The organism is Leucobacter holotrichiae (assembly GCF_055791005.1).
Genome location: NZ_JBVUAC010000004.1, coordinates 233,181 through 258,727, shown reverse-complemented (window position 1 = coordinate 258,727; position 25,547 = coordinate 233,181). Strand labels below are relative to the sequence as shown.

The window sequence follows — 25,547 nt, the reverse complement described above, 5'->3', positions numbered from 1 at the left end:
GGCCGCCCCGTGCGCTCCGAGCTCTTTCTCGGACAGGGAGTCGTGCCGCACCGCCTGCACCCGGAGGAGATGGCGTGTCGCGACTCCGGATTCGGGTGGGACGGCGGTTCGCTACGCTCGGTGATGTGAAAGACGTTTCTGGGCGCTCCGCGCTGCTGCGCGCCACCGTCGTGGTCGTCGCCGAGGGCGGGCTGCGGGCACTGACCTATCGGGCCGTCGCGGCCGAGGCCGGAGTCTCGCACGGGCTCGTGCGCCACCACTTCGGCACACGCGATCAGCTCATCGCCGAAGCGATGGAGTACGCGATCGACGAGAGTCTGCGCGGATCCAACATGCTGAGCAGCGGCCTCACCGCGCAGGAGTTCGCAGACGGGATCGAGTCGCTGGCGGACCGCGAGGCCGGCGTGCAGTCGTTCCAGTACGAGCTGCTGCTCGAATCTCGGCGGCGCCCCGAGCTGCGGCCGCTGGCCGAGCGACACTATCAGGCGTACCGGGACGCGATCGCGCGGCAGCTGCACCGGATCGGCGTCGACGACCCCGATCTGACCGAGCTGATCTGGTTCGCGCTCGACGGGATCGTGTTCAAGCAGCTCGTCGCGCCCGAGGATCCGGAACCCGCGGTGCGGCGGATCCGCGAACTCATCGAGGCCGCAGCGGCGCGCTGATCCGCCCCGTCACCGACCACCGCAGGCCGCACCCGCCTCTGCCTCCTCTGCCGCACCGATCGACGTTCGAGCACCTCGTTCTCGCGCAAGCCGGTGTTCGAACGCCGATCGGTGCTCGAACGAGCAGGAAGGAGGGCAGCGGATCTCCCCCGAGCGCCTGAAATCGGCACTTGACTATCCATTTGGATAGTTCTAGGCTGACGTCACCGACCGAAGGGACACACCGCCGTGCCTGATACCCAGAACGCACCCGACACCACCATCGAGTTCCTCTACCTGAGCGAGCCCGACATGATCGCCGCAGGCGTCACCGACATGGCCGCCTGCGTCGACACGATGAGCGAGATGCTCGTCGACTTCAAGCGCGGCGACTACCGCATGGCCGGGGTCGAGAACGACCTGCACGGCGCGCAGATCTACTTCCCGCAGGAGTCGCCCTTCGAGGGCATGCCGCTCGACGGACCCGATCGCCGCTTCATGGCGATGCCGGCCTACCTCGGCGGCAGCTTCCAGACCGCCGGCTGCAAGTGGTACGGCTCCAACGTCGAGAACCGCAAGATCGGCCTCCCCCGCTCGATCCTCATGTTCACGCTCAACGACAAGGACACGGGCGCGCCCCTCGCGCACATGTCGGCGAACCTGCTCAGCGCCTACCGCACGGGTGCCATCCCCGGCGTCGGCGCCCGCCACCTCGCTCGCGAGGACGCGAGGGTCGTCGGCATCGCCGGCCCCGGCCCGATGAACCGCACCTCGCTCGAGGCACTCATCGCCGTGCGCCCCGGCATCGACACGCTCAAGGTGTTCGGTCGCAGCCAGGGCAGCATCGACGGCTACATCGACTGGGTGCGCGAGAACTTCCCCGGCATCACCGCGATCGAGCAGGTCGACACGCTGCAGGGCGCCGTCGAGGGCAGCGACATCGTGAGCATCGCGATCCCGAGCCCCTCCGGCGTCGAGAACTACCCCTACGTCGCCGACGAGTGGGTGAAGCCCGGCGCCCTCGTGCTCTGCTCCGCGCACCTCGCCCTCGAGGAGAGCCTCGTGCAGCGCGCCCGCCACGTCGCCGACGCCCGCAGCATCTACGAGGCCTGGGGCGCCGAGCTGCCCGGCAACGCGCACGACACCGTCGGCATCTGGGGCATGGCGCTCGTCGACCGCGTGCGCGACGGCCGCATGACCCCCGAGCAGTTCGAGGATCTCGGCGAGATCATCGAGGGCGACACCCCCGGTCGCAAGAACGACGACGAGGTCTTCATCTACTCGGTCGGCGGCATGCCCGTCGAGGACGTGGCCTGGGCCACGAAGGTCTACCGCAACGCGGTCGAGCGCGGGATCGGCACGAAGCTGAAGCTCTGGGACAAGCCGGCCCTCGCCTGAGCACCCCCGCGCAGGGCGCGCCGTCGCGCTCGCGCACACGAACAAGATCCTGCGGCTGCGCGCAGGACGACAGAGGATGACAGCGATCCTGCGAATGCTCGCAGGATGACAGAACGGAAGAGGATCGAATGGAACTGCAGAAGACCGACGTGGTCGTCATCGGTGCGGGCTCCGTCGGGTCGATGGCACTGTGGCAGCTGAGCAAGCACGAGGGCATCGACGTCGTGGGCATCGAGCAGTACGGCCGCGTGCACTCGCACGGATCGTACGCCGGGGAATCGCGTGTGTTCCGCACCGCGGTGCACGAGGGCGGCACCTACGTGAGGATGATCCAGCGCTCGCGCGATCTGTGGCGGGAGCTCGAGGCCGAATCGGGGCGCGACATCTACACCGAGGTCGGCTGCCTGTCGATCGGCCCCGAGGGCTTCCCCGACCTCGAGGTCGCGATGAACAACGTGCGCGAGTTCGGCATCCCCCACCGAGTGCTCTCGAACGCCGAACTGCGCGCCGAGTACCCGCAGCACCTCGTGAACGACGACGACATCGCGCTGCTCGACGAGCACGGCGGCGGTCTGCGCCCCGAGGTCGCCGTGATGAGCGCTCTCGATCTCGCCGAGCGCAACGGTGCGCGGCTCTTCTTCAACACGCCCGTCGTCGACATCGAGGAGCGCCCCGACGGCGTCGTGGTGCGCACCCCGCAGGGCGCCTGGCTCGCCGGCACCGTCGTGATCGCCTCGGGATCCTGGTCCACCCGCCTGCGCCCCCAGCTCAAGGAGCTGCTGCGCCTGCAGGTGCTCGGGCTGACGTGGTTCATGCCGAAGGATCCCGAGGCGTTCGCACCATCGAACTTCCCGGTGTTCCTGCGCGACGCGGGCTCGGTGCACTTCTTCGGCGCCCCGAGCTTCGACGGCTACGCGTTCAAGGCCTGCACGAACCCGGAGTGGCCGGTGTTCCGCGACGTCTCCGAGGTGCCGACCCACCACACCCGCGAGGAGCTCATCAAGATCGGGCAGCGCGCGGCCGAGCTCTTCGACGGCGTGAACCCCGAACCCGTGCGCGAGAGCGTGCACCACTGCGCGTACACGCCCGACCGCCTGCCCGTGGTCGACCGCACCGCTCGCGTCGTCACCATCGCCGGTCTCTCGGGGCACGGGTTCAAGTTCTCGCCCCAGCTCGGCGAGTGGGCCGCGCAGCTGGTGCTCGGCGAGGAGAACACGGTGGATCCGCGCTTCGCGCTCGCCGAGCACATGAAGCGCCTCGCCGAACTCGGCCCCTACACGGGCGGCGGGCACTAGGCCCGGGATCCCCGATTCGACGACGCCCCTCAGAACGCGGAGTCCCGAATCGCTGTTTCGGTGAGCGCTGAAGCAGCGATTCGGGACTCCGCGTTTCGCGTTCGCGGGCGGATCGCGAGAGGCGCGCCACACGGCGAGCCCGCCTGGCGTCAATAGTTCTATTCCATATAGAGTTATTGGCATTGAGGATGAGAGGGGATCCATGACGCAGCAAGCGATACCCGTCGAGGTCGCGCACCTCTCGAAGCGCTTCGGCGGCGTGCAGGCCGTGAGCGACCTCAGTTTCACCGCGCAACCGGGTCGCGTCACAGGTTTCCTCGGCCCGAACGGCTCGGGCAAGACGACCACCCTCGGCATGGTGCTCGGCCTGCTGCGCCCCGACGCGGGCTCCGCCACGATCGGCGGCACGCCCTACGCCGACCTCGAGCGCCCGGCGCTCACCGTCGGCTCGGCCCTCTCCGCGAACTTCCACCCCGCGCACACCGGCCGGGCGCACCTCGACATCGTGCGCCGCGCCATCGGAGTCCCCCGAGAACGCATCGACGAGAAACTCGGACTCGTGGGCCTCGCGGGTGCAGCGGACCGCAAGACCGGCGGCTACTCGCTCGGCATGCGCCAGCGGCTCGCACTCGCGGCGGCGCTGCTCGGCGAGCCCCAGGTGATCCTGCTCGACGAGCCCATCAACGGCCTCGACCCCGAGGGCATCCGCTGGATCCGTCTCTTCCTGCGCCACCTCGCGAGCGAGGGCAAGACCGTGCTGCTGTCGTCGCATCTGCTGAGCGAGGTGCAGCAGACGGTCGATGACGTGGTGGTGATCCGCCGCGGCGAGCTCGCCTTCGCGGGCACGCTGGCCGAACTGCAGCGGGGCGACGGCGAGCGCACGGTGCTCGTCTCCGCCGCCGATCAGCCGGGGCTCGCTCAGGCCCTGCAGACCGCGGGCGGGCAGGTGCACGGGGTGCGTGGCGAGACGATGCGGGTGAGCGGGGTCGAGCCCGCGACGATCGGCGAGATCGCGCTGAGAGCCGGGATTCCGCTCTCCCACCTGAGCATCGAGGAGAGCGAGCTCGAGCAGATCTTCCTCGACCTGATCGAGGGCGGGGCTGCAGGGCCGAGCCCGGAGGGGTCCCCCGATCCCGCACCCGCTTCCGCCCCCGACCCCACCGCAGCCCCCGCGGAAGGAGGCCCGCGATGAGCGGCAACCGCATCACCCGCTCGCTCTCGTCGGAGTGGCGCAAGGTGCTCTCCACGAAGCTGTGGTGGATCCTCGCGATCGTGATCGCCGCGTACTCAGCGATGATCGCATCGATGTTCGCGTTCATGTTCAGCGCGATGGGCGAAGCGCTGGCGAGTGCCGGCGAGGGAGCCCCGGCGCTGCCCGCTCAGAGCGCGGCAGACATGGTCTACTCCTCGGTGTCGGGCTTCGGCTACGTCGTGCCGCTGCTCCTGGGCGCGCTCACCGCCACGGGCGAACTGCGGCATCGCACCCTCGGGCTCACCTTCACGCTCGAACCCCGTCGCGGGCTGGTGCTGCTGAGCAAGACCGTCGTGCTGCTCGGCTTCGGCGTAGCGCTGGGCGCGGCAGGGTTGATCGGAGCGGTCGGGGCCGGTGCGAGTGTGCTCGCGGCGACCGGCGCCGATCCGATGCTCGGCACGGGCGAGACCTGGGCCGTGATCGGGCGGGTGCTCGCGGTGCTCGGCATCTGGGCGGTCATCGGGTTCGGGATCGGCGTGCTCGTGCGCAATCAGGCCGTCGCGATCGTGATCGCCCTTGTATTCACCCAGTTCGTCGAGCCGCTGCTGCGCACCGGCGCGCAGTTCTGGGAGTGGAGCGCGCAGTTGGCGAAGTTCTTGCCGGGCGCCGCCACGGACGCATTCGTCGGGGCGAGCCTGATGAACAACCTGTCAGCGCTCGATCCGTCGGCTCCGCAGGGCTCGGGCGCGCTCGGCATCTGGGGCGGGTTCGTGGTGATCGTCGCCTACGCCGCGCTCGCGCTCGCGGCCGGCTGGTTGCTGCGCTGGCGTCGCGACGTGGTGTGAGGGCGGGATCGGGGATCCGGATCCGTCAGCCGCTCTCGACCTCCGCGAGGCGCAGGTCGACGTCGCGGTCCCGAATCGAGGCGACCGACATCTCGTCGAGCCCCGAATCCGTGATGATCGTGTCGAAATCGGCGAGGGCGGCGACCCTGTAGGCGCTGTACTGCCCGTACTTCGTCGAGTCGGCGAGCAGCACGCGGTCGGTGGCTGAGGTCATCACGGCTCGCTTCACATCGACCTTCGTGGGCACCGGGGTGGTGACTCCGTGTTTCAGGCTCCACGAGGAAGCGCTGATGAACGCGAGATCCAGATTGAGTTGTTCGAGGATGCGCGTCGCGAGCGTTCCGACCGTCGAGCGGTTGGTGTGATCCACGAACCCGCCGATGTGGATGGTGCTCACTCCGCTGACTCCCAGCGCCTCGACGATCACGAAATCGTTCGTGACGACGGTGAGGTTCTCGCGACCCGCCAACTCGGACAGCATGGCGAGCGTCGTGGTTCCTGCGTCGAGGTAGAGCACCATGTCGTCCTGGACGAGCCCGGCGGCGGCGCGGGCGATGGCCTGCTTCTCGGCGGTCTGCAGCAGCGACTTGTGCTGCCGGGAGGGCTCTGTGGAGACGTTCGTGGCGAGTTTCACACCGCCCGGCACCGCCAGAGCCTGCCCCTCGCGTTCGAGCGCGGCGATGTCGCGGCGCACCGTCATGTGCGAGACGCCGAGCAGGTCGGTCAGCTGATGCACGCTGAGCACCTTCTCGCGGTGCAGCGCGCGCAGCAGGGTCTCACGTCGTTGATCGGGGATCACCCGAACCTCGCTCTCCTCCTGCTCGGACATGTCTCTTACGATATCGACACCGCAGCGGACTGACGAACACGCCGAACGCCGAGGCCGGCGCTCTCGGGCCGCCCCGCTCCGAACTCACGGAGCGGCCCCGTTCGCTCAACCGAAGGTGATGCTCCGCGGTCGATAGACTCGCGCGGCGGTGTCGTGGAACACCTCGCGCTGCTGCTCGGGGGCGAGTTCTGCGAGCACCTCTCGATACGTCGAGACCAGCCCGGGGTAGTCGACGAACATGCCGTCGACGGGGAAGTTGCTGCCGAACATCACCCGGTCGGCGCCGAAGATCTCGACCATGTCGAGGATCGGCCCGCGTTGATCCTCCGTCGCCCACTCGCGCCCCTCGACGCACAGACCCGAGGCCTTGATCACCGTGTTCGGCTCCTGAGCGATCGTGCGCAGTGCTCGACGCCAGGCGGCCAGCGTCTCCTCGTCGCGGGACGCGATCACTCCGGAGTGGTTGACGATGAGCGTGGTGTCGGGGAAGTCGCGCGCCAGCTCGGCCGCCTCGCCCAGGTTCCACCAGGGTGTCTGCAGGTCGAAGTGCAGGCCGTGCTCGGCGAGCTTCGCGTACCCCGAGCGCCAGCCGTCGTCGCTCATGAGCGTGCGGGCGCCGCGGCGCACTTCCTCCGGCGAAGTCGGCCCACCCGGCTTGTGACGCACGCTGCGCACGAGCGGGAACCCGGCCTGCGCGGAGAGCACTTCCCCGGCGTCCGGAGCGTCGAGCCAGGCCTGCGCGACCATCGCCCCGGGCACCCCCGATGCGGCGTGCACCTCGTGGATGTACCGTGTTTCACCGAGAGGGTCGGTGGGATCCCACTCCGCCTCCATGTAGACGGAGGCCACCACACCCTGACCGGCGATGTCGGCGAGGTAGTCGGCGGCGCGATAGCTGCGCTTGATCGCCGAGTAGTCGCCGTACCGGTGGGGAACCAGGGTGCCGGGCTGGAGCCACGGATAGAGGTTCTGCTCGAGATCCCACACGTGATGATGGGCGTCGATGATCGGACCGTCATAGAGGTCAGGCATCGACAACCGCCTTCGACTGTTTCCTGCCCTCGAAGTCGATCGACAGGGAGCCCACGAGGTAGACGGCCGCGCAGATGGCGAGGTAGACGAGCACGGCGGTGTAGCCGCCCGTGAACTGCACGAGCAGTCCCGCCACGATCGGCACGATGATGCCCGATGAGGTGCCCGCGAAGTTCATGACGCCGCCGATGAGGCCGACCTTGTCGGGCTTCGCGAGCATGCCGGGGATGGTCCAGTAGAGGCCGCCGAAGAGGTTGAAGAACACGCCGATGCAGAGCAGCGCGACCGCGGTACCGGGATCCGAGACGAAGGGCAGCATCGCGAGCGCGATGAGGCTGAGGGCACCTGATCCTCCGAAGAGGATCTTGAAGGCGCGGTTGCGGTTCATCCGCTTCTGCAGGTAATCGGCGAGCAGACCGCTGAGAATCTCACCGGCAGCGCCGCAGAGGAAGATGAGGAAGGTCGCGAAGCCCATCGCCGCGAGGTCGAGGCCTCGCGCGTTGGTGAGGTAGTTCGGCCCCCAGGTGACGAGCCCCCAGAAGACCATGGCCCAGCCCATGCGGCCGACCACCATCCAGACGAGGGTCGCGCGGCTGACGCCGGGGCGCTCCTCCTCCACCACGAGTTCGCCCTCGTTGGTGCGGATCAGTTCCTCTTCGGCTCGGTTGACGAGCTTGTGCTCGCCCGGGGTGTTGCGGATGTAGAGGAACACCCCGAGACCGATGAGGATCGTCGCGACGCCGATGACCACGAACGACCAGCGCCAGGAGCCCGTTGCGGTGATCAGGCCGGCGACGATCAAGCCGCCCAGCGCTGAGCCGAGCGGGGCACCGGAATCGATGAGCGTGACGCCGGAGGCGCGGCGTTTCGGCGGCATCCACTTCGACACGAGCTTGCTGGCGGAGGGCATGTAGGGCGCCTCGAAGGCGCCGAGACCCAGGCGGGCGATGATGAGCGTCACTGCGTTCCAGGCCAGGCCTGCGAAGGCGGTGAACGCTCCCCAGATCGCCGCCGCGACTCCGATGACGCCTCGGGGGCCGAACTTGTCGGCCGCGAGGCCGCCGGGGATCTGGAACAGGCAGTAGGTCCAGAAGAACGCGGAGAGGATCAGGCCCTGCACTGCGGGCTCCAACAGGAACTCCGCGCTGATGGTGGGCAGCGCGACCGAGAGGGAGGCTCGGTCGATGCAGTTCACCGTGTAGAAGAGGAACAGGATGATGATCACGGACCAGCGGATGTTGGTGGGCCGTGTGCGGCTGGTTGCCGCCTCGCTTGCGACAGCGCTGTCTGCGCGATTCATGGGTGCGTACTCCTTGGGGTCGGCAATAACGGATGAGCAGGTGCAGTGGCTTCTCGCCCGAGCGGCGGTCGGGATCGGCCGGGCGCGTTCAGGGTCGGAGGAAGCCATCGGCGAAGGCTTCGAGCGCGATCTGCGCGACCCCGTCGAGGTCGTCGATGCCGATCAGCTCGCCCTCGGAGACGTTCCGGCGCAGGGTGGTGCCGCCGAGCAGGTAGTAGGCGGCGGCCCCGCCTTGCGCCTCGGCGCCGGGAAGCATCACGGGTGCGACGCCCGCGACTTCGTGGTGGTGCCCCTCGACGGCCAGGCGGGTGCCGGCGGCGAGGTCGCGGGTGGCGCGGGCGGCGAGCAGCGTGCAGGCTGTCGGGGTGCGCGGGAGCTGCGGCGCGACGGGGCCGCGCCCGGTGACGGCCGCGATGGTGAGCGGGGTCTCGACGCCCATGGCGTGGTACGGCCAGTAGATGCACGCATAGGATCCGTCGCGACTGACCACGTGGCCTTTGGCGCGCAGCAGTTCCCAGGTCTCGGGATCGCCCGTGCGCACGACTGCGAAGACGCCGCCCGCGAAGCTCGCTTCCCCAGGCAGCCGCAGCATCGAGAAGACGTCGACCGCGCCGGGCTGCGCGATCAGTCCCCCGCGCTCGCGCTCGGCGTAGATGTCGGCGAGCTCGTCGGGGCGCGCGACGGGGTAGTGCAGCGCCTCGGTGTCGGCGAGGTATCCGGAGTACTGCGAGACCACGGTCATCTCGCAGGAGTCTGCGGCCGCGGCGCGCTTCAGGCCCGCCACGGCGTCGGCGCGGGACGCGAGCGTCTCCCCGGGTTGCTCGCCCAGAGCGAGCAGTTGCGCAAGGACGGGGGCCTCGATCTCGACGTCGAGCTGCCGCACCCGTCCGGTCTCGGGGTCGAATACGAGATCGTACTCCCCCGATTTCCCGCACGCCACGACCTCGAGGCCGACCCGCTCGACCCAGTCGAGCAGTCGCAGCAGGTTGGCCGGTTGGTCGCCGTCACCCGGGAGGTAGCCCACGCCCGCCTCCGCCGCCTTGCGCGCCAGGGAGATGCCCGCCACGGTCTCGATCTCCTTGCTCACCATGACGACGTGCACGCCGTGCTCGATGGCCTGCTCCGCATAGGCGGTGCCGACATCCACGCGTCCGGTGGCCTCGACGAGCACGTCGACCGATCCCCAGGGCAGGGCCTCCGCGCCCGAGACGATCGCGATCCGCCCCTCACCCACCGCGGCTTCGGCCGCGGCGAGATCCTCTGCGACCGCCATGCCGCCCTCGGCGCCCCCGAGCTCGCGCAGCATCTCTCGCACGCCCTCGGTGTCGGGATCGACGAGCACGACCGCGGCCTGGTCCGGGACGTGCCGCAGCTGCGCGAGCAGGGTGCGCCCATAGCCGCCCCGAGCGCCGGTGAGAGCAACGCGGACCGGCTGGGCGCTGGGATCAAACGGAGCGGTCGCCCCGTTGCGATGGTGGATCATGCCGTGCCTTTCACGATGTGCCGGAATCCATGGGAATCCCGATTGCGCAAGACAACCATATATTCACATCAGAGTCAACTGGATTCACAATCTGGAACATGTAACCTAGGAGTTCCACCCGCGAGAACGGAGACCCCATGCGCAGACTCGGCTGCATCGCCGACGACTTCACGGGCGCCACCGACGTCGCGTCGGTGCTCGCGAGCGTCGGGCGCGACGTCGTCGTGGCCTTCGGCCCGCAGGAGCTCACGGACCCCGAGTTCGCCGAGGCCGACGCCGTCGTCATCGCACTGAAGTCGCGCACCGCGCCCGTCGAGGAGTGCGTGAGCGACGTGCTCGAGTCGGCGCGGGCCCTGCGCGCTTGGGGCGCCGCTCAGTTCTACCTCAAGTACTGCTCCACGTTCGACTCGACGAGCGAGGGCAATATCGGCCCGAGTATCGACGCGCTGCTCTCGGTGCTCGGCCTCACCACCGCCCTCGCCGCGCCGGCCTACCCGGCCAACGGCCGCACCGTCTATCAGGGCCACCTCTTCGTCGGCCACGACCGCCTCGACGAGAGCCCCATGCGCTACCATCCGCTGACCCCCATGCGCGACTCGCGGCTGCGCCGGGTGCTCGAACCGCAGACCGCGCTGCCCGTCTCGAACCTCTTCCTCGACGCGGTGCGCGCGGGCGGCGAGTCGATCCGCGAGGCGCTCGCCCCCGCCTCTCCCCGCACGGTCATCGCAGACGCCATCGCGGACGACGACCTGCGCGCCCTCGCCCGGGCCGCCGAGCCCCACGTGCTGCTCACCGGCGGGGCCGGCCTCGCGCTGGGGCTCGGACACGAGGGCCGTGGCGGGGGCGAGCCGACGGCCGAGGACGGGGAGCGCGCGCTCCCCCACGGCGCCCCGCAGGGCGGGCGCCTCGTGGTCTCCGGATCCGCGTCCGCTCAGACCCGAGCCCAGATCGCGCACGCACGCTCCCGGATGCCCACCCGCAAACTCGACCTGCAGCGGCTCGCCGAGGGCGAATCGCTCGTTGCCGAGCTCGCCGAGTGGGTGGTGGCGCAGTGGGCGGAGGATCCGCGGCGGCCGGTGCTCGTCTACGCGACCGACAGCATCGACGACCTCGACGATCTCCTCGGAGAGCACCGCGCCGCCGTCGCCGACCGCATCGAGCGCACCCTCGCCGGCCTCGCAGCGGCGACCCTCGGCCACGGCCTCGGGGCGCTGCTCGTCGCCGGAGGCGAGACGAGCGGGCGCGTGGTGCAGACCCTCGGCATCGACGCGATCCGCATCGGCCCCGAGCTCGCCCCGGGCGTGGTCTGGGCCGAGGCCGTCGCCGAACCGTCGCGGGCGGTGAACTCCGGATCCGCGACGCACGCGGCGCCCGAGCCGCGGCGCGACCGCATCGCGATCGCCCTGAAGTCGGGCAATTTCGGCGGCGAACGTCTCTTCACCGAGGCCTGGGAGCGTCTCCGGTGAGCGCTCGATCCGAAGCGGCGAAGCACCTCGTCGAGGCGGCCGCCGAGCTGGCAGCGTGCGGCATGAGCCCCGGCCGATCCGGCAACATCAGCGTGCGGGCCGACGACCGCCTCCTCATGTCGCCTACAGACTCGAGCCTCGCCGCGCTCGATCCCGATGAGCTCTCGGTGCTGTCGGCCTCGGGCGAGCACCTCGACGGCCCAAGGCCGTCGAAGGAGGTGCCCCTGCACCTCGCCCTCTACCGCCGCGACGCGACCCACACCGCGGTCGTGCATCTGCACTCTCCGCTCGCCGTCGCGGTAGCCTGCCGGGAGCCGTGGGCCGAGCACCACGCGATCCCGCCGCTCACGCCCTACATCCTCCTGAAGGTGGGGCAGGTGCCGCTCATCCCCTACTTCGCCCCCGGCGACCCCCGCCAGGCCGACGCGATCGACGCGAACCCGCACGCCTTCCGCGCCGCGCTGCTCGCGAATCACGGCCAGGTCGCGGCGGCGGGCTCGCTCGACGATGCCGTGGCGTCGGCGATCGAGATCGAGGAGGCCGCGCGCGTCGCGCTCGCGCTCGGCGACAGCTCCTGCCGCGCACTCGGCGAGCCCGAGATCGAGGAGCTCGTCGCCCGTGGCGGGACGCCGTGGCGGACGCTGCGCGATCGGGCTCAGGATCGGGCAGCGCCCCGTGAAGCCTCGTCCCACGCTGTGGCGTAGAAGTACTCGTCACCTACGCCGCGGGGCGCTCGCGGCATGTCTACACCCGGGCGGTGCGAGAACTGATCAGTCAGCCGTTCTCGCCGTTCGACTCCGGCTGGGGCGAAGAGGTGAGTGCTGCCCCACCCAGGAGTACATGGCGACCGCGGCCGCCGCGCTCGCGTTGATCGAGCGGGTCGATCCGTACTGCGTGATCTCCACGACGGCCTCAGCGGCGGCGATCGCCTCGTCGGTCAGGCCCGGCCCCTCCTGCCCGAACAGCATCACACAGCGCTCGGGCCACTCGAAGGTCTCCATGGGCACGCAGCCGGGAACGTTATCGATGGCGATGATCGGGATGCCCTGATCGCGCGCCCACTCGGCGAGCGCCGCCACGTCGGGCCGGTGCACCACGTGCTGGTAGCGGTCGGTGACCATCGCGCCGCGCTTGTTCCAGCGGCGGCGGCCCACGATGTGCACGGTGTCTGCGGCGAACGCGTTGGCGCTGCGCACGATCGAGCCGATGTTCATGTCGTGCTGCCAGTTCTCGATCGCGACGTGGAACGGATGCCGGTGCTCGTCGAGGTCGGCGACGATCGCCTCCATGCGCCAATACCGGTAGCGATCGATCACGTTGCGGGTGTCCCCGCGCTCGAGCAGTTCCGGGTCGTAGCGGTCCTCGTCGGGCCACGCGTCGCGGCCGCCGGGCCAGGGGCCGACGCCGGCGGTGGTGCGTTCGGGGTGAGGATCCGCCGCGGTCTCGGAGGTACTGGGCTGCGCAGGATCCGGATGCTGAGTCACCGCCCCATTCTCCCAGGCGGATCCGGCTGAGCCGACCGCGCGGCCGACTGCCCCGCCGTGCGGGAGAATGGGAGCCATGACTCGTCGTTCCGCTGCCGGCCCGCGCGCGGGGGATCCGGATCGGGATCCCCGCGACGCCGCGAGCGACGAACGCCGCGCCGAGCTCGTGCTGCGGGCGCTGCGGGCCGTGCGCGGCTTCGGCGACGCGCACGACCGGATGTCGGGGAGCCTCAAGCACGGCATGGGCATGAACACGAGCGATGTCGCGGCGCTGCGGCTGCTCATCATCCGCGAGGAGCAGGGGCGCGCGGTGAGCCCCAACGAAATCGCGCGGCACCTGCGCATCTCGACCGCGTCGACCACGAAGCTGCTGGATCGCCTGGCGGCGTCGGGGCACGTGCGGCGCGCTCCCCACCCGAGCGACCGGCGCGCACGGGTCATCGAGCTCACGGATGCGTCGCGCGCGGAGTTCTTCCGCAGCTACGGCCCGCACCTCGCGGCGCTCCGGGACGCGCTCGCTCCCTTCGCTGACGACGAGCTGGACGCCGCGGCGCGCGTGATGAACGCCGTGAGCGCCGCGCTCGACCTGGAGAGCTGAGCCGGCGGGCCGATCCCGCGCCCTCGCGCGTCGGCGATCAGGGCCGCTCCCAGGACGCGACCGGCCCCGGCTCGACCTGGAACACCGGGTGCGGCGCGGGTTCCGACACCTCCCAGGCGGCGGCCCGCTCGGGGTCGCGCTCGCGCAGCTTGCGGCCGAGGTGCTGCCACTCGAAGACGAGCTGACCCTCGGCGACCGGGATCCGGTCGTCGTCCGCGAGGGATCCGAGCCTCAGGATGCGCGCCGCGTCGAAGCGATAACCGCGCCGCCCGGCCTCCTCGGCGACGCCGCTCAGGTAGGCGCCCACCGCGTCGAGAGGACGCGGGTGCGCGCGGAAGCGCTCGAGCTGCGGGTGGTTGCGGTAACCGCGCGTGCGCTCTGCGAGCACTGCCTGCGCGAGCAGCGTCTCGCGCCAGCAGGCGAGCAGCCCCATGCGGTCGAGGTGCTGCGGGTGCAGCGACCAGATCCTCATCGTGCACCCCTCCCCAGCTTCGACGGCCACCAGATCGCCCGCCCGATGTCGGTCGCGAGCGCGGGCACGAGCAGGGAGCGCACGATGAAGGTGTCGAGCAGCACACCGAACGCGACGATGAACGCGATCTGCACGAGGAACAGGATCGGGATCACCGAGAGCGCCGCGAACGTCGCCGCGAGCACGAGGCCCGCCGAGGTGATGACGCCGCCCGTGATGGTGAGGCCGCGCAGGATCCCATCGCGCGTGCCGTGCCGCACCGACTCCTCGCGCACCCGGGTCATGAGGAAGATGTTGTAGTCGATGCCGAGGGCGACGAGGAAGACGAAGCCGTAGAGCGGCACCGCGGGGTCCGCTCCGGGGAAGTCGAACACGCCGTTGAACACGAGCGCCGCGACGCCGAGGGCCGTGCCGAAGGACAGCACGGTGGTGAGGATCAGCAGGATCGGCGCCACGACGGAGCGCAGGAGCAGCATCAGGATCACGAGGATCACGGCGAGCACGAGCGGGATGATGAGGTTGCGGTCGTGGATCGACGCCTGGTTCGTGTCGACCGCGGTGGCGGTGACTCCGCCGACGAGGGCCGCGCGGTCCGCGGCATCGGTGGCGGCAGCGGCGCCGGCGCCGTGCAGCTCTTCGCGCAGGCTCGTGACGGTCTGCGCCGCGGCATCGGAGTCGGCCGCGTCGGCGAGCGTCGCCTGCAGCAGCACGCGTCCGTCGCTGACGGTGGGCTCGGGAGCGGGAGTGCCCGGCGGGCCATAAGCCTCGACGCCGTTCTCGGTGACGGGCGCGGAGCCGCTCGGCGAGTCCGCGCTGGTCACCGCGACGCCCTCGATTCCCTGGTTCGCGAGCAGCACGTCGGCGGTGCGCTGCAGCTCGTCCTCGGGGGTGAGCACGTAGACCGGGCTACCCGATCCGCCGGGGAAGTGCTCGCCGAGCACGGCCTGACCGTCGCGCGCCTCCGACTGCCCGAGCACGAGGTCCGACTGCGGCACGCCCTGCGCCTGCAACTGGGTGACGCCGGCCGCGCCGAGCGCGAGCACGATCGCGGTGACGATCCAGATCGGGCGCGGGCGCCTGCGGATCAGCTCGGCCAGGCGGCGCCAGGCGCCGCGGCTCGGCAGGCCGTGCTCCTCGCGCACCACATCGGGCTCGTACTTCGGCCGCCGCGGCCAGTAGGCGGCCCGGCCGAAGACGAAGAGCAGCGCCGGCAGCAGGGTGATCGCCGAGAGCATCGCGAACACGATCCCGATCGACGCGACCGGTCCGAGCGTGCTGTTCGATTTGAGGTCGCTGAGCAGCAGGCACAGCAGCCCCGCGATCACGGTGCCGCCCGAGGCGGCGATGGGCTCGAGGGATCCGCGCACGGCGGCCAGCACGGCCGCGCCGCGGTCGCGCGTGGTGCGCAGCTCCTCGCGGAAGCGGGCCACCAGCAGCAGCGAGTAGTCGGTCGCGGCGCCGATGACGAGGATGAAGAGGATGCCCTGGGTCTGCCCGCTGAGGAGCAGCACGCCGGCATCCGCGAGGTGCCACACCACCAGCAGGGCCGTGCAGAGCGCGAACAGGCTCGTGCTGAGCACCACGACGGGCAGCAGCAGCGAGCGGTAGACGATGACGAGGATCACGAGCACGGCCAGCAGGGCGACGAGCAGCAGGATGCCGTCGATCCCCGCGAAGCCGGCGACGAGGTCTGCGGTGAAACCGGCCGGGCCGGTGACGTGCACCACGATCCCGTCCGGCGCCGCCTCGCGCAGTTCGTCGCCGAGCTGCGTCACCGCGTCAGAGATGTCGGCGTCGGCGTCGATGGGCACGAATGCCTGCGCGGCGAGGCCGTCATCGGAGGGGATGATCGGGGATGCACCGCTCTCGATGCCGTCGATGCGCTCGGCGTCGACCACCGCATCGCCGAACTGGGTCAGCGCGGCTTCGTCGATCCGGTCCTCCGACGAGAAGACCGCGACCGCCGGGATCACGTCGTCGCCCAGGAACTCGGGCAACGCGCGCTGCACCTCGGTGGCCTCGGCCGATTCCGGCAGGTAGGCCGTCTGGTCGTTCGACGACACCTCGTCGACCTTGCCGAACAGCGGGCCGCCCATGCCGGCCGCGGCGACCCACGCCACGATCAGCAGCGCGGGCAGCAGCACCCGCAGCCAGCGCGCGCCGGTCCCCCGCTTCGCCCGATGCTCCCCGTCCACGACGCCTCCCCCATTTAGCTAGATAAGCTAGTTAATAGTAGCGGAGGATCGCGAACGGCGCGACGGGCGTAGGCAGAGTCCGCTCAGGGTTGCGCACGATCCGCACACCTCTGTCCGAGGTACGGATTTCGCACGCCCACCCTCGGACGGAGCTGCGAGATCCGTATCTCGACGGGGCCGGTCGAGATCTATGCCGAGGCCGCGCTCAGATGCTCGACCTCGTCGACCGTGAGCTCGAGCTCGAGCGACGCGAGGAGCGCGGGAAGCTGCTCGACATTGCGGGCGCTCGCAATGGGCGCGACGACCGTGGGCTGGGCGCGCAGCCACGCGAGCGACACTGCCGCCACCGGAACGTCGTGCGCCGCCGCGATCTCGTCGAGCGCGGCGAGCACCGCGCGTCCGCGATCGTCGAGGTATCCGACGGCGCCCTCTGCCCGCGGGCTAGCGCCCGGCGCAGCGGCGTCGCCGGCATCCCGGTACTTCCCCGCCAGGAATCCGCTCGCCAGCGAGTAGTACGGGAAGACCGCGAGATGCTCACGCTCAGCGACCTCCCGCAGCCCGTTGCTCTCGAACCCGCGCTCGACGAGGCTGTACTGGGGCTGCAGTGCGACAGGCAGGTGGTACCCGCCGTCACGGGCGATGGCGATCCACTCGGCCACCCGTTCGGCCGTGTAGTTCGAGACACCGATGGCGCGCACCTTCCCAGCATCGACGAGGCCCGAGAAGGCCGCGACGGTCTCCTCGAGCGGGGTGTCGGCGTCGTCGAAGTGCGCGTAGTAGAGGTCGATCCGGTCGGTCTGCAGACGCCGCAGCGAGGCATCCGCCGCCGCCCGGATGTTGTCGGCCGCGAGCCCCGAAAAATCGGGGTGCGTCGAGACTTTCGTGGCGAGCACGACTTCGTCGCGGTTGCCGCGGGCCGTGAACCACTCGCCGAGAATCGTCTCCGACTCACCGCCCCCGTTGCCCGGCGCCCAGTGCGAGTATCCGTCGGCCGTGTCGACGAAGTCGCCGCCGCCCGCGAGAAAGGCGTCGAGCACGGCGAACGACGTATCGCGGTCGGCCGTCCAGCCGAAGACGTTGCCGCCGAGCGCGAGCGCGGCGATCTCGATGTCTGACGCGCCGATGGGGGTGCGTGCGGATACTGTCATGGCGGATCCTCCTTCGATCGGTACGCCCCCGACGCTAGCAGCGCCCGCCGATATTCCGCCCCGCGCGTCATCCCGCGTCTCCGACGCCTGCCGCACCCAACGCCCGGCCGAGCGGCTACTGGTTCGAGAAGGCGGAGTCGAACGCGGCTTCGGGCCGCCGCCAGAGCAGGGACCGGATCCTGCCCACCGCCTCGGCCGCGCCGTGCAGGCGATCCATCCCGGCGTCCTCCCACTCGATCGAGATCGGGCCGGTGTAGCCGATCGAGCCGAGCGCGCGGAACGCGTCCTCCCAGTGGGTGTCGCCGTGACCGGTGGAGACGAAGTCCCACCCGCGGCGCGGGTCGCCCCAGGGCAGGTGGGATCCGAGGATCCCCGAGCGTCCCGTGGGCGGCCGCAGGCGGGTGTCCTTGCAGTCGACGTGGCAGATGCGGTCCGCGAAGTCGACGATGAAACCGATCGGGTCGACGCCCTGCCACACGAGGTGGCTCGGATCCCAGTTGAGGCCGAAGGCGTGCCGGTGATCGACCGCCTCGAGCGCCCGCACGGTCGTCCAGTAGTCGTAGGCGATCTCGGACGGGTGCACCTCGTGGGCGTAGCGCACACCCTCAGAGTCGAAGACGTCGAGGATCGGGTTCCACCGCCGCGCGAAGTCCTCGTAGCCGTCGTCGATGACCGACTGCGGCACCGGCGGGAACATCGCGACGTAGGGCCAGATCTTCGAGCCGGTGAACCCGGTGACGACATCGGCGCCGAGCTTGCGGGCGACGCGGGCCGCGCGCTGCATGTCCTCGGCCGCGCGCCGACGCACCCCCTCGGGCTCCCCGTCGCCCCACACGTAGGGGCGCACGATGGCCCGATGCCGGAAGTCGATGGGGTCGTCGCAGACCGCCTGCCCCGCCAGGTGATTCGAGATGGCCCACACGCGCAGGCCGTGGCGGTCGAGAATGTCGAGTCGGGATCGCAGGTAGGCGTCGTCCTCGTCGGCGCGGGCGAGATCGAGGTGGTCGCCGGAGGCCGCGATCTCGAGCCCGTCGTACCCCCACTCGGCGGCGAGCCGGGCCACCTCCTCGAAGGGCAGATCGGCCCACTGGCCGGTGAACAGGGTGACGGGGTGGGATGCCTCGTGGGTCATGGTCGGCTGCTCCTTCGCTGCTGCAGATCGGTGAGGAAGTCGAACGTGGTGCGGGCGAGCTCGTCCTGGCTCTCGGCGAGAGGCCGCCAGATCGATGCCGCGGTGGCGATCGTGTCGTTGTCGCCGGTGAAGCTCTCGAGCGTGAGGGGGCCCGCATACCCGGCATCGTCGAGCGCGTCGAGGAACGCCGGCCAGTCCGTGTGGTCGGGGCCGGCGGGCCCGCGGTCGTTGCCGCACACCTGCACCACCGCAGTGTGGGATCCCGCGGCCCGGATCGCCTCGGCCGGCGACCGCTCCTCGATGTTGAGGTGGTAGGAGTCGAGGGCGATCCCGACCCCCGCTCCGAGCAGGGGATCGAGTGCATCGAGCGCCTGCTCGACCGTGTTGATGAGGCTCGTCTCGTAGCGGTTCAGCGGCTCGACGGCGAGGGTCACGCCTCGTTCCGCCGCGTAGTCGGCCACCGGGCGGAGCGCCTCGCGGAGGACGCCGATCGCGTCCGCACGCTCACTCGCGTCCATGCGCCAGACACGGCCCGTGCGGGCGGTGAACGGGCCGGCGACGGTGGGGGATCCGACCGCGACGGCCACGTCGACGCAGTGGCGCAGATAGCGCTGCGTGGCCTCGCACAGCGTGCCGTCGAGCAGATCCCGCCCCTCACCCATCGCACCGACCACCCGCGCGCCCATGCCGAGCGAGGCGAGCCGCTCGGCGGCGAGCGCGGGCGACCAGTCGCCCGGCGACTCGACGGGGAGCTCGAGCAGTTCGTAGCCGATCCTGCTCGCCCGCTCGGCGATCGCGAGCAGCCCCGCGTCGTCGAGCGGCGAGGTCCACACCCAGGTGTTCACTCCGAGCTGTCGCTGCATGTCGCTCCTCTATCGGTGCCGGAGACAACGGGGGCCCGCTTCCTTCGACGGGCTCAGGAAACGGGCCCCCGTCTACGGGCTACGGGATGACCCGATCCTGCCAGACCTTCGGGTAGCCCGGCAGATCCTCGCCGCCGAACTTCGCGTAGTGGCCGTCGGGCATGCCCTCGTTGCGCTCGAGGTAGTCGTCGAGCTCCTCAGCGGTGATCGGGCTCTGCGGCAGCACCCACTCCTGCGGCACCTCCTCGCCCGCGAAGATCTTCTCCATCGCGAGCAGCGGCGTGCGCCATTGGAAGTTGGAGTAGACGGGGGCGAGCCCGGTGAGGCCCGTCTCCTTCCACTTGCGCAGGAAGCTGAGCTCGTCCTCACCGGTCATCACCGGGTAGTCCTTGCCCGCGTCCTCGAAGGCCTCGATGGCCGCGACGGCGCCGTCTCCGGCGTCCATCCAGATACCCTGCACGTCGCCCTTCGCGAGCTCGTCCGAGATGATCTTCTTGATCTCGGCGGGATCCGCGCCCGTGAAGTAGTCGACGGCCTCGATGCCGGCCTCGTCGAACAGCTTCTCGGCCGCCGCCCAGCGCTGCTCGAGCACGTCGACGCCCGGCAGGATGCGCAGCGCCACGACCTTGTCGCCCTCGTTCAGGTTGTCGATGAGGAACTCGGCGGTGTCGATGCCCCAGGCGAAGCCGCCGATCGGGTGGATGAAGGTCACCGCGCAGTCGGTCTGCACGCCGCGGTCGAAGACCACGACGGGCTTGCCCGTCTCGCAGGCCCGCTCGACGGCCGGGGTCATCGCCGCGGTGGAGTTCGGCGAGATGATGAAGCCGTCGCAGTCGCCCTCGGCGATGAAGTAGTCGATGTCGGCGATCTGGGTGTCGTCGCTGTCCTTCGCGTCACGGGTCTCCATCTCGGACACTACGCCCGAGGCCTGCAGTTCCTTCAGCTGCTCGTTCATCGTGATCCAGCCGGTCTGGCGCCAGGGGTTCGAGATCGACGCGTTCGCGAAGCACAGCTTCTTCGCGCCCTCGGAGGCGTACTCCGTCGTGTCGCGCATCTCGGCGTTGATGGTCTGCAGGTAGGGCTGCTCGGCAGGCCCCTCGGGCACGACCGAGCGCTCGGCGTCCTGCTTGTCGAAGAGCTCCTGGTCGAACCACTCGGTCGACGCCTCCTCGCTCGTCTCGCCGGTCGTCTCCTCCGGGGCCTCCACCGATGGATCGGTGGTGCACCCCGCCAGCAGGATCAGCGACGCCGCGCCGACGAGGCTCGCCGTGATGCTCAGCGATCGTTTCATGATCGATTCTCCTTCGTGAGTTCGCCCCGCGCGGCGACGGTGCCGGCGGGATCGGGTGACGGGGTGCTCCCCGTCGGTTCGGACCCGGTGTCCCGGGGTGGATCTGCGGCGGCGCTCCGGCGGCGGCCCCTGAGGGCCGCTCCCGAGTAGGCGACGGCGGCGATGATGATGGCGCCCTGGATGGCGTCGCGCATGGTCGACGGCACCGAGGTGAAGTTCAGCAGCGTGAAGAGCGTCTCGAGGGCGAAGGCGCCGGCGAGCGCGCCCCAGACCGAGCCGCGGCCCCCGCCCAGCACGACTCCGCCGAGCACCACCGCGGTGATGGCGATGAACTCGTAGCCCCGCCCCACCGACGGGTGCACACCCGCGTAGCCCACGAGCAGCACGCCGGCCACGGTGGCCGACAGCGAGGACAGCACGAACGCCGCGGTCTTCGTTCGCCACACCGACGCGCCCGCGAAGACCCCGGCCGCGGGGTTGTCGCCGACGGCGACGAGCGTGCGGCCGAAGGGGCGGCGCGACAGCCACGCCGCGAACGCCAGCACGGCGGCGAGGATCACGACGGCCCAGGGCAGCAGGCCGATCACCGGGAGCCCCTCGATCCCGCCGCGCCCGATCTGGCGGAACGAGTCGGCCGGGTTGCCGGTCGCGGCCCCGCCCGTCCACCACATGACACCGCCGTAGAGGGCGAGCATCATGCCGAGGGTGACGATGAACGACGGCACCCGGAGCAGTGTGGTGACCAGGCCGTTGACGATGCCGACCAGCGTGCCGAGCACGACGAGCAGCAGGAGGATCGGCAGCGCCTTCTCGTCGTCCTGTCCGATGAGGGTGCCCGCGAGCACGACCTGGGCGGTGACGAGCGATCCCTGGGAGAGGTCGAATTCTCCGCTCACGATCACGAAGTACTGGCCGATGGCCACGATCGCGATGGGTGCGACGCGCTGGATGTAGCGCACGAACTGCCCGGGCTCCGCGAACGACGGGTTGAGCACGGCGACTGCGACGAGCAGCACGACCAGCAGCAGGTATACGGCGCCGCGAGGGCTCACGAGCGTGCGCGCGAAGCGGCCGAGGCCAGCGGCTGCACCGGTCCCTGAGGCGGCTGCGGACTGCGCGGCGTTCATCGTGCACCTCCCTCGGTCGTGGCGTCCAAACGCTCGACGGCCGCCGGAGGCGCGGCCTCGGATAGAGCGCTGCCCGGCGAAGCCGCCTCCGCGCCCGTGCGGGTGAAGCGCTCCCGGCGGGCCACCAGCCGGCGCCGCGAGTACACGGCCACCGCGATCACGATGACGGCGCCGCGCACCACGTCCTTGAGGAAGGGGGTGACCTGCAGCACGCTCATGAGGTTGTCGATCACGGCGAAGATCGCGACGCCGCCGATCGTGCCCCAGATCGAGCCGCGGCCGCCGGCGAGCAGGGTGCCGCCCAGCACGACCGCGGCGATGGAGAGCAGGTCGTAGCCGCCCTGCACGCCCACGGTCGGGCTGCCGACTCCGAGCCGGCTCGCGAGCAGCAGTCCCGCGATCCCCGCGAACACCGAGCAGGTCACGTGCGCCCAGATGAGCGGCCTGCGCGTGCGCACCCCCGAGAGGCGCGCGACCTCGGAGTTGCCGCCGACCGCGAAGAGGTGATGCCCGAAGCTGCTGCGGGCGAGCAGGAAGGCGACGAGTCCGGCGAGCGCGAGCATCACGATCGTCGAAACCGGCACCGGCCCGACGCCGGTCGCGCCGAAGAGCTGGAACTCCCACGGCGCCGATCCCGCGGTCCCCTTGTAGTTGGTGTCGAGGTACCCCTTGAGGATGAGGCCGATCCCGAGCGTCGTCACGAAGCCGTGCACCCGCAGGAAGGTGACGATGAGACCGTTCGCGAGACCGATCAGGGCCGCGACGCCGAGCGCCAGCAGCACCCCCGGCACGATCATGCCGGGCCGGCCGGCCATCGTCTGCGCGGCGATGAGGCTCGTGAGGCTCACCACGTAGGGCACGGAGAGGTCGAGGGATCCGCCGAGGATCACGAGCGTCTGCCCGATGGCGACGAAGCCGAGCACGCTCATGCCCGTGAGGATGTCGCGGATGCTGCCCGGGCTGAACAGGTTGCGGCCGGCCGTCGCGACCAGCACGGCGCTCACCGCGAGCACCGCGATCAGCGCGATGTAGACGATCACGGTCGTGTCGAGCGCCCCCAGGCGCGACTTCAGCGCGGCGATCACCGTGCTCCCCCTTCCCCAGTGCTGCCCCCGGTCGCGGCGGCTCCGTCGCTCGCGGCGCCGGTCGCGAGCGCCAGCACGGTCTCCTCCGAGGATCCGGCAGGCAGCTCGCCGGCGATCCGCCCGTCCCGCATGACGAGGATCCGATCGGCCATGCCGATCACCTCGGGCAGCTCGCTCGACACGAACAGGATCGCCACGCCCCGCTTCGCGAGTTCCCGGATGAGGCGGTAGACGGCGATCTTCGCGCCGACATCGATGCCGCGGGTCGGCTCGTCGAGCAGCACCACGTCGGGCGCGGTCGCGAGCCACTTCGCGAGCACCACCTTCTGCTGGTTGCCTCCCGAGAGCGCCTGCACCTCCTGGCCGAGGCCCTGGCTCACCAGCTCGAGCGCGGTGAAGATGCCGGGGATCTCGGCGCGCTTCGCCCGGGTGCGCCCGGGGAAGACGCTGCGGATCGCGAGCAGAGCGTTGTCGAGGATCGACTGGTGCAGCGCAAGGCCCGTGCGCTTGCGGTCCTCGGTGACGAGCGCGATCCCCCTCCGCACGGCCTGGCGGGGATTCCGGATCGTCGCCGCCCTCCCGCCGAGCCGCAGCTCGCCGCGCGCGAACGGCGCGGCCCCGAACACCGCCTCGACGAGCTCGGTGCGGCCGGAGCCCTGCAGCCCGGACACCCCGACCACCTCGCCGGCGCGCAGCTCGAGGTCGATGCCGTCGAGTTGGGAGTTGCCGCCGCCCCGCACCTCCACGAGCGGCTCGCCGAGTTCGGTGCCGGGTTCGGGGTCGGGGAAGTAGGCGCTGATCGGGCGGCCGACCATGCGCCGCACGAGCGTGGGCTGATCCAGTTCGGCGGCGGGGCCGCTGGAGACGAGCGCGCCGTCCTTCATCACCGTGATGGTGTCGCACAGGTCGAAGATCTCCTTCAGCCGGTGCGAGACGTACAGGATCGCGACCCCGCGGTCGCGCAGGCGGCGGATCACGCGGTAGAGGATCGACACCTCGTGGTCGGCGAGCGCAGCCGTCGGCTCGTCCATCGAGATCACCCGCGCGTCGACCGAGAGCGCCTTCACGATCTCCACGATCTGCTGCTCTGCGACGGTGAGCCCGCCCACGGTCGCGTCGGGCGAGATGCCGGCGATGCCGAGGTCGGCGAGCAGATCCCGCGTCGCCCGGCGCATCGCAGCGGTGTCGACGATGCCGAAGCGCCGGGGCTCGCGCCCGAGGAACACGTTCTGCGCGACCGTGCGGTCGGCGAGCAGGTTGAACTCCTGGAACACCGTGGCGACGCCCGCCGCCGCGGCCTCGACCGGGTGGCCGAAGTCGACGGGGTCGCCGTCGAGCCGCACCTCGCCGCCGTCGCGCCGGTGCACGCCCGCGATGATCTTCATGAGCGTCGACTTGCCCGCACCGTTCTCGCCGACCAGACCGTGCACGGTACCCGGCACGAGGTCGAGGGAGACGCCGTGCAGCACCTCTACGCCGAAGAACTGCTTGCGCACATCGACGGCGGAGAGCACGGGGGCGGTGGATCCGGACTCGCTCACGCCGCGTTCACCTCCACCCAGCGCCCGTCGCGCGCGGAGGCGAGCACGGCGTCCGTGATCGTCGCGGCGCGCGCGCCGTCGACAAACGTGGGCACGCCCTCGCGCCGCTCCCCCGCGGCCAGCGCGTAGGCGTCGGCCACGAAGGCGTTGAACGCATCCTGGTAGCCCTGGGGGTGCCCCGACGGCACCTTCGAGAGGCGGGCCGCGTCGGTCGAGAGCGTCTCGGGATCGCGGCGCAGCAGCAGGGAGTGCCCGCGCCGGCCCACCCACAGGCGCTCGGGATCCTCCTGCTCGAAGCGCACGCTCTCGCGCGTGCCAGCGATCTCGAGCACCAGGCCGTTCTTGCGGCCGGGCGCGACCTGGGAGACGAGCAGCGATCCGATGCCGCCGCCCGCGAGCTCGACGATGAGCGCCGCCGAGTCCTCGGTGTCGACGGTCTGCCCGCCGCGCTCGGCGTGCACGGTGCGGGTGGTCGCGGCGAGGCGCACGATCCGGTCGCCGCTCACGAACTCGACGAGGTCGACGAGGTGGGATCCGATGTCGGCGAACGCCCGCGAAGGGCCGCCCGAGTCGGTCGCGACCCGCCAGTTGTCGTCGTCGGCGTCGAGCAGCCAGTCCTGCAAGTACTGCCCAGAGACGGTCAGCACGGCGCCCGCCTCGCCGGCCTCGCCGCCCGCGATGCGGGCGCGGGCCTCGCGCACCATCGGGTGATACCGGTAGACGAACGGCACCGCCCCGACCAGCCCGGCCGCGCTCGCCTCGACGGCGAGCTCACGGGCCTCGGCGGCGTTCGTCGCGAGCGGCTTCTCGCAGACGACGTGGGATCCGGATCGCAGCGCCGCGCGGGCGTAGCCGACGTGGCTGCGGTTGGGGGTGCAGACGTGCACCACCGGCAGCCCCTCGGCGATCAGTTCGTCGGCCGACAGGCCTCGCGCGTACCCGAGCTCGTCGGCGGCCCGCGCCGCGCGCTCGGGAGCCGACGAGGCGATGGCCTCGAGCCGGGCTCCCGCTGCTCTCGCCGCGATGGTGTGCGTGCGCGCCATGAAGCCGGCTCCGAGCATCCCGATGCTCGGAGGGTGCGGTGCGCGGCCTGTCTGCGTTGACATGCTCTTATTGTGCTCCGCGAT

The 25,547-nt window shown here is 70.8% G+C and carries 23 protein-coding genes; 8 read left to right on the top strand and 15 right to left on the bottom strand.

Annotation, left to right across the window (positions count from 1 at the left end):
• Positions 1–125 precede the first annotated feature (125 nt).
• The 5 genes from AC0KXF_RS07740 to AC0KXF_RS07720 all read left to right on the top strand — a co-directional run bounded on the left by AC0KXF_RS07740 (position 126) and on the right by AC0KXF_RS07720 (position 5,374).
• Entirely contained in the window at positions 126–665 is a 540-nt protein-coding gene (locus AC0KXF_RS07740) for a TetR/AcrR family transcriptional regulator (RefSeq protein ID WP_473108617.1), read from the top strand.
• 228 nt (positions 666–893) lie between these two features.
• On the top strand, positions 894–2,042 hold the full coding sequence (locus tag AC0KXF_RS07735; protein ID WP_473108616.1) for a tyramine oxidase subunit B: 1,149 nt from the start codon (positions 894–896) through the stop codon (positions 2,040–2,042).
• 128 nt (positions 2,043–2,170) lie between these two features.
• Entirely contained in the window at positions 2,171–3,337 is a 1,167-nt protein-coding gene (solA, locus tag AC0KXF_RS07730) for an N-methyl-L-tryptophan oxidase (RefSeq protein ID WP_473108615.1), read from the top strand.
• Positions 3,338–3,539: 202 nt separating this feature from the next.
• Entirely contained in the window at positions 3,540–4,529 is a 990-nt protein-coding gene (locus tag AC0KXF_RS07725; protein WP_473108614.1) for an ABC transporter ATP-binding protein, read from the top strand.
• A complete protein-coding gene (locus AC0KXF_RS07720; RefSeq protein ID WP_473108613.1) occupies positions 4,526–5,374 on the top strand; it encodes an ABC transporter permease in 849 nt (282 codons plus the stop codon). Before AC0KXF_RS07725 ends, AC0KXF_RS07720 begins: the two co-directional genes overlap by 4 nt.
• Before the next feature lie 25 nt (positions 5,375–5,399).
• Here the strand turns inward: AC0KXF_RS07720 and AC0KXF_RS07715 are convergent, their stop codons facing one another.
• From AC0KXF_RS07715 to AC0KXF_RS07700, 4 genes are all read right to left on the bottom strand, one after another.
• Entirely contained in the window at positions 5,400–6,203 is an 804-nt protein-coding gene (locus AC0KXF_RS07715) for a DeoR/GlpR family DNA-binding transcription regulator (protein WP_473108612.1), read from the bottom strand.
• A gap of 105 nt (positions 6,204–6,308) precedes the next feature.
• Positions 6,309–7,235: an amidohydrolase family protein gene (locus AC0KXF_RS07710; RefSeq protein ID WP_473108611.1), complete on the bottom strand. Its 927-nt coding sequence runs from the start codon at positions 7,233–7,235 to the stop codon at positions 6,309–6,311.
• Positions 7,228–8,535 (bottom strand): MFS transporter, encoded by a 1,308-nt coding sequence (locus AC0KXF_RS07705; protein WP_473108610.1) that lies wholly within the window; start codon positions 8,533–8,535, stop codon positions 7,228–7,230. Before AC0KXF_RS07705 ends, AC0KXF_RS07710 begins: the two co-directional genes overlap by 8 nt.
• A gap of 88 nt (positions 8,536–8,623) precedes the next feature.
• Positions 8,624–10,018 carry a homoserine dehydrogenase gene (locus AC0KXF_RS07700; protein WP_473108609.1) on the bottom strand — a complete coding sequence of 465 codons (1,395 nt, stop codon included), beginning with the start codon at positions 10,016–10,018 and terminating at the stop codon, positions 8,624–8,626.
• Between the two features lie 137 nt (positions 10,019–10,155).
• Between AC0KXF_RS07700 and otnK the strand changes: the two genes are divergently transcribed.
• Together otnK and AC0KXF_RS07690 are read left to right on the top strand one after the other, a co-directional pair.
• A complete protein-coding gene (gene otnK / locus AC0KXF_RS07695; RefSeq protein ID WP_473108608.1) occupies positions 10,156–11,484 on the top strand; it encodes a 3-oxo-tetronate kinase in 1,329 nt (442 codons plus the stop codon).
• Positions 11,481–12,188, top strand: coding sequence for a class II aldolase/adducin family protein (locus AC0KXF_RS07690; RefSeq protein WP_473108607.1), 708 nt, complete (start codon positions 11,481–11,483; stop codon positions 12,186–12,188). Before otnK ends, AC0KXF_RS07690 begins: the two co-directional genes overlap by 4 nt.
• Positions 12,189–12,254: 66 nt before the next feature.
• On the opposite strand, the gene AC0KXF_RS07685 is transcribed toward AC0KXF_RS07690, so the two are convergent.
• A complete protein-coding gene (locus AC0KXF_RS07685) occupies positions 12,255–12,968 on the bottom strand; it encodes a TrmH family RNA methyltransferase (protein WP_473108606.1) in 714 nt (237 codons plus the stop codon).
• A gap of 76 nt (positions 12,969–13,044) precedes the next feature.
• Between AC0KXF_RS07685 and AC0KXF_RS07680 the strand changes: the two genes are divergently transcribed.
• Positions 13,045–13,566, top strand: a complete 522-nt coding sequence (locus AC0KXF_RS07680; RefSeq protein ID WP_473108605.1) for a MarR family winged helix-turn-helix transcriptional regulator — start codon at positions 13,045–13,047, stop codon at positions 13,564–13,566.
• A gap of 37 nt (positions 13,567–13,603) precedes the next feature.
• Here AC0KXF_RS07680 and AC0KXF_RS07675 read toward each other — a convergent pair whose 3' ends face one another.
• From AC0KXF_RS07675 to AC0KXF_RS07630, 10 genes are all read right to left on the bottom strand, one after another.
• Positions 13,604–14,038: a pyrimidine dimer DNA glycosylase/endonuclease V gene (locus AC0KXF_RS07675; RefSeq protein WP_473108604.1), complete on the bottom strand. Its 435-nt coding sequence runs from the start codon at positions 14,036–14,038 to the stop codon at positions 13,604–13,606.
• Entirely contained in the window at positions 14,035–16,134 is a 2,100-nt protein-coding gene (locus AC0KXF_RS07670) for an MMPL family transporter (RefSeq protein WP_473108637.1), read from the bottom strand. Before AC0KXF_RS07670 ends, AC0KXF_RS07675 begins: the two co-directional genes overlap by 4 nt.
• Before the next feature lie 287 nt (positions 16,135–16,421).
• A complete protein-coding gene (locus AC0KXF_RS07665) occupies positions 16,422–17,381 on the bottom strand; it encodes an aldo/keto reductase (protein WP_473108603.1) in 960 nt (319 codons plus the stop codon).
• A gap of 115 nt (positions 17,382–17,496) precedes the next feature.
• Positions 17,497–18,513: a sugar phosphate isomerase/epimerase family protein gene (locus tag AC0KXF_RS07660; RefSeq protein ID WP_473108602.1), complete on the bottom strand. Its 1,017-nt coding sequence runs from the start codon at positions 18,511–18,513 to the stop codon at positions 17,497–17,499.
• Entirely contained in the window at positions 18,510–19,376 is an 867-nt protein-coding gene (locus AC0KXF_RS07655) for a sugar phosphate isomerase/epimerase family protein (protein WP_473108601.1), read from the bottom strand. The genes AC0KXF_RS07660 and AC0KXF_RS07655 overlap by 4 nt, the downstream gene beginning before the upstream one ends.
• A 79-nt stretch (positions 19,377–19,455) precedes the next feature.
• On the bottom strand, positions 19,456–20,667 hold the full coding sequence (locus tag AC0KXF_RS07650; protein ID WP_473108600.1) for a substrate-binding domain-containing protein: 1,212 nt from the start codon (positions 20,665–20,667) through the stop codon (positions 19,456–19,458).
• Positions 20,664–21,794: an ABC transporter permease gene (locus tag AC0KXF_RS07645; protein ID WP_473108599.1), complete on the bottom strand. Its 1,131-nt coding sequence runs from the start codon at positions 21,792–21,794 to the stop codon at positions 20,664–20,666. The genes AC0KXF_RS07650 and AC0KXF_RS07645 overlap by 4 nt, the downstream gene beginning before the upstream one ends.
• On the bottom strand, positions 21,791–22,876 hold the full coding sequence (locus tag AC0KXF_RS07640) for an ABC transporter permease (RefSeq protein WP_473108636.1): 1,086 nt from the start codon (positions 22,874–22,876) through the stop codon (positions 21,791–21,793). The genes AC0KXF_RS07645 and AC0KXF_RS07640 overlap by 4 nt, the downstream gene beginning before the upstream one ends.
• Positions 22,876–24,420 carry a sugar ABC transporter ATP-binding protein gene (locus AC0KXF_RS07635; RefSeq protein ID WP_473108598.1) on the bottom strand — a complete coding sequence of 515 codons (1,545 nt, stop codon included), beginning with the start codon at positions 24,418–24,420 and terminating at the stop codon, positions 22,876–22,878. Before AC0KXF_RS07635 ends, AC0KXF_RS07640 begins: the two co-directional genes overlap by 1 nt.
• Entirely contained in the window at positions 24,417–25,526 is a 1,110-nt protein-coding gene (locus AC0KXF_RS07630; RefSeq protein WP_473108597.1) for a Gfo/Idh/MocA family protein, read from the bottom strand. The genes AC0KXF_RS07635 and AC0KXF_RS07630 overlap by 4 nt, the downstream gene beginning before the upstream one ends.
• Between the last annotated feature and the right edge of the window lie 21 nt (positions 25,527–25,547).